Genomic DNA, 3,654 nt, shown 5'->3' with positions numbered 1-3,654 from the left:
GAAAAGTCCACGTGCCCCGGGGTGTCAATAATGTTTATCTCGTATTCGCTGCCGTCTTCAGATTGATATAGTATCTTCACAGGTGTTGCTTTTATTGTTATTCCACGTTCGCGTTCAATGTCCATAGTATCAAGGTATTGCGCTTTCATCTTCCGCTTCTCTATGGTGTGTGTGTATTCCAAAATTCTATCCACGAGCGTCGTTTTCCCATGGTCTATATGCGCGATTATTGATATGTTTCTTATTCGTTCCTTCTTGTACATTGCGACTCCTCCCGCCAAATCTTACTTGTACAATAGATTTTATCAGATTTGCTACAAGTTGGCTGCGACTTCTATGAGACAAGAGCGTTAACCGGAATAAACGGCATAAAAAAACAGGGGAGTTAACTCCCCTGTCGGTAACTTCGAATCTATTTTTCGCCTATAATTTCTTTCACAAAATTCGGGAGCGCAAAAGATGCTTTGTGAATTTCCGGGTTGTAGTATTTTAATTCGCTTTCAAATGGAGCCACCTTTTCGGGATTATAGTCATTAAGGGGGTGGTACTTCTTTGAAGCGTAGGTATAACTCCACATACCGGATGGATAAGTTGTCATGAATCCCATATAGAGCTTGGTGATGGGAAAAACCGAAGAGATTCTGCTGTGTGCAATGGCCACCCAGCCTTTATCGTAGAAGGGGTCCTCGGTCTCGGCTGAAAAGACGCCGTCTTCCTTTAGGGCTTTATAACAATTCTGATAAAATTCTTTGGTGAAAAGATGCCCGCCTTCACCAGCGGTAGGATCTGTGGAATCGATTATTATGGCATCAAAATAGTCGTTGAACTGTTTGATGTATTCAGCGCCATTTTTGTTTACAATTTTCGCTCTCGGGTCATCAAATCCCACAGAAGTTGGCAGATACTTTCTAGCCGCTTCTATCACATGAGAATCAATTTCACAAAGTATGGCCTCTTCAATGCTGGGATGTCTCAAAACTTCTCTCAGGCTTCCGCCGTCTCCTCCACCTATGATGAGGACTTTTTTCGGTTCTGGGTGCATAAACAGCGGAACGTGCACGAGCATTTCATGATACATAAATTCATCGACTTCCGTCATCATTGTAATACCATCAAGGGCAAAAACCATTCCGAAATCTGGATGTTCGAAGATGTCAATTCTCTGATATGGACTTTGGTATGAATAAACCAACTTCTTCATCTTCATGAAGATTCCCGTGTTTCCACCCGTGTAGTATTCCATATACATTAAATGATTCAATGTTCTCAATTCTCTTTCGGGTTTATTGACCATAATATTTCCTCCTCACTCTCATTGTTCGATCTTATGCGGGGCGTTATCGGGAATGCCAACCTCTGAATATATGCCCCTGAGATGTTCAGATACATCAGTTCTTTCAGCTTCGAGTTTTATTCTCAAGTATTCGAAAGCTTTCCATGGATTAACCTCGTCTCCGCAGGTGAACAGGTCAACAGCGGCATATCCATATTCAGGCCATGTGTGAATTGTGAGATGAGATTCTGCGATAACGACAACGCCGCTTATGCCGTGAGGGAGAAACCTGTGGAAAGAAGAATCAACAATAGTAGCTCCGGCCACCTCAGCAGCCTCTCGCATTGATTTTACCACGTGGTCAAGGTCATCGAGTGTCTCCGGAGAACACTCATAAAATTCCGCCACCAGGTGACGGCCCAGAGCCCTGACTTTTTTCACTTATACTTCCCTCCATATATCAAAAATTAAGACCCCCCCGTTAGGGTAAGGTCATTTAATAATTTGCACATTGCGTAAAGCATTATAATTTTTTTTGCTCCCAAAAGTCAAACACTGATTGTAAAAACCTCGTTAACAGGTGTAACGTCCCTATGGTAAAATCAGGTTCGAAAACTTCAAAATGCAGGAGGTTCGTAAATGTTTTTCAGACAAGATATGGGAATAGACTTGGGTACAGCTAATACACTTGTTTTTCTGCGAGGAAGTGGAGTGGCAGTCAACGAGCCTTCGGTTGTTGCCATTGATTCAGCTTCACAGCAAATTCTGCAAGTTGGGCTTGAAGCAAAGCGGATGGTCGGGAAAACACCTGCCAATATCATTGCTATCAGACCTTTGAAAGATGGCGTAATTGCGGACTATGATATTGCGCTAGCCATGGTGAAATATTTCATAGAACGTGCTTCCACCAGATTCACCCTTCTGAAGCCGAGGGTTGTGATAGGTGTTCCTTCGGGTGCAACAGAAGTTGAAAGAAAAGCCTTAACAGATGCGGGCATAGAAGCCGGGGCAAAAAAAGTTTTCCTGATCGAAGAGCCTATGGCAAGTGCCATAGGTGCAGGGCTTGATGTTGAGGAACCCAATGGAAATATGATTGTAGACATCGGAGGGGGAACTACTGAAATCGCAGTAATTTCTCTTGGCAGTATCGTTTTGAGTAATTCCATTCGGGTTGCAGGTGATGAACTCGATGAATCTATCGTGCAATATATAAAGGATAAATATCGTCTCGCAATTGGCGAAAAAACAGCTGAAAGAGTGAAAATTGAGATAGGGAACGTCATTGACTCAGAAGAGTTCAATTCCCTTGATACGGAAGTTATCGGACTCGATCTGAACACCGGATTGCCCAAAAAAGTCACAGTCAAAGGCACTGAAATAAGAGAGGCAATAAGCGAGCCTGTTAGCAAGATAGTAGAAGCGGTAAAAATCGCAGTTGAAAGCACTCCTCCAGAGCTTGTTTCGGATGTCGTTCGCCATGGGATAACCATAGCCGGTGGCGGCTCCCTGTTGAAAGGCATGAAAGAATTGCTGGAAACTGAAACAGGCATCTCAGTCAACATTGCCGAAGATCCGCTGACCTGTGTTGCGCGGGGTGCTGGAAGTGTGCTCGAAAAAGTTTCCATCCTTGAAAGGCTTTCCAAGGGGAACTGAGTTTGAAGAAACTTGAAATCCTTGTGGCACTGCTTTTTGGATTGATACTCATATTCAACTTCTTCCAGGTAGCTGGAATCAACGCGCAGTTGAGATCATGGCTCTTTGAACTGTCAGAGCCATTGTTGGTGTTGCGCAGTGAAGTTGCCAACATCTATTCTAAAATCACGGATAGCAATGCTGTTCAGTTTCCTGAAATCGACTTTCACAGTTTCTGTTCGACCGTTGTTGATTTGCCATTAGCTGTGGGTTTTTACAATCATTCTTTTGGCAACGACGTGATTCTGGATTCTGCCGCAACACCTATGGAAAAAAGCCCGGTCATTTCGCTCAAGAGTAAAAGGCTTTCAGGGATAGTGGTGAAAGGCTGGAAAAACAGTGTACTGGTTGAACCCATAAGAAATCTGTCTTTTCAACTCCCGGCCGTTGCTATGCAAGATCCTTACAACGTTGAAATTGAGGGTATAATTTTTTCAAAGGGAAGGAATTTGTATTTTCAAACTTTTGACCCGGTTGAACTTATTTCAGGAGATAAAGTGTTCCTCTCTCCTGAAATGGAGGGATTTGGTTATTTTTACTCCCTCGAGGCTACTTACATAGGCGACATATTAGCTTCTATGCCCGATGGTTATCTCATCAGCCACGAAGAGATGGGTCCTGGATATTACGTGTTTCTGGAGGCGAAAAGATGAAACAAGTAAATAAATCAATACTTGTATTCATGATCT

The 3,654-nt window shown here is 43.1% G+C and carries 5 protein-coding genes; 2 read left to right on the top strand and 3 right to left on the bottom strand.

Translation table 11 applies throughout. The annotated features are described in order from the left end of the window. From AC3LHT_RS09615 to speD, 3 genes are all read right to left on the bottom strand, one after another. Nucleotides 1-263: GTP-binding protein (locus tag AC3LHT_RS09615; protein ID WP_488662734.1), on the bottom strand; the 263-nt coding region annotated here is incomplete at its 3' end. Nucleotides 264-412: 149 nt separating this feature from the next. Then, the gene (speE, locus tag AC3LHT_RS09610) at nt 413-1,294 is read right to left on the bottom strand and encodes a polyamine aminopropyltransferase (RefSeq protein WP_290645304.1); all 882 of its coding nucleotides are present in this window, start codon (nt 1,292-1,294) and stop codon (nt 413-415) included. A gap of 18 nt (nt 1,295-1,312) precedes the next feature. Beyond that, nucleotides 1,313-1,714, bottom strand: a complete 402-nt coding sequence (gene speD, locus AC3LHT_RS09605) for an adenosylmethionine decarboxylase (RefSeq protein WP_290645302.1) — start codon at nt 1,712-1,714, stop codon at nt 1,313-1,315. Between the two features lie 198 nt (nt 1,715-1,912). On the opposite strand from speD, the gene mreB reads away from it, so the two are divergent. Then, nucleotides 1,913-2,926, top strand: a complete 1,014-nt coding sequence (mreB, locus tag AC3LHT_RS09600; RefSeq protein WP_488662733.1) for a rod shape-determining protein MreB — start codon at nt 1,913-1,915, stop codon at nt 2,924-2,926. A gap of 2 nt (nt 2,927-2,928) precedes the next feature. After that, nucleotides 2,929-3,618, top strand: a complete 690-nt coding sequence (locus AC3LHT_RS09595) for a hypothetical protein (RefSeq protein WP_488662732.1) — start codon at nt 2,929-2,931, stop codon at nt 3,616-3,618. Nucleotides 3,619-3,654: the final 36 nt, after the last annotated feature.

It is taken from the genome of Kosmotoga sp., assembly GCF_982836095.1.
This window is presented reverse-complemented; position numbering and strand designations above follow the sequence as displayed.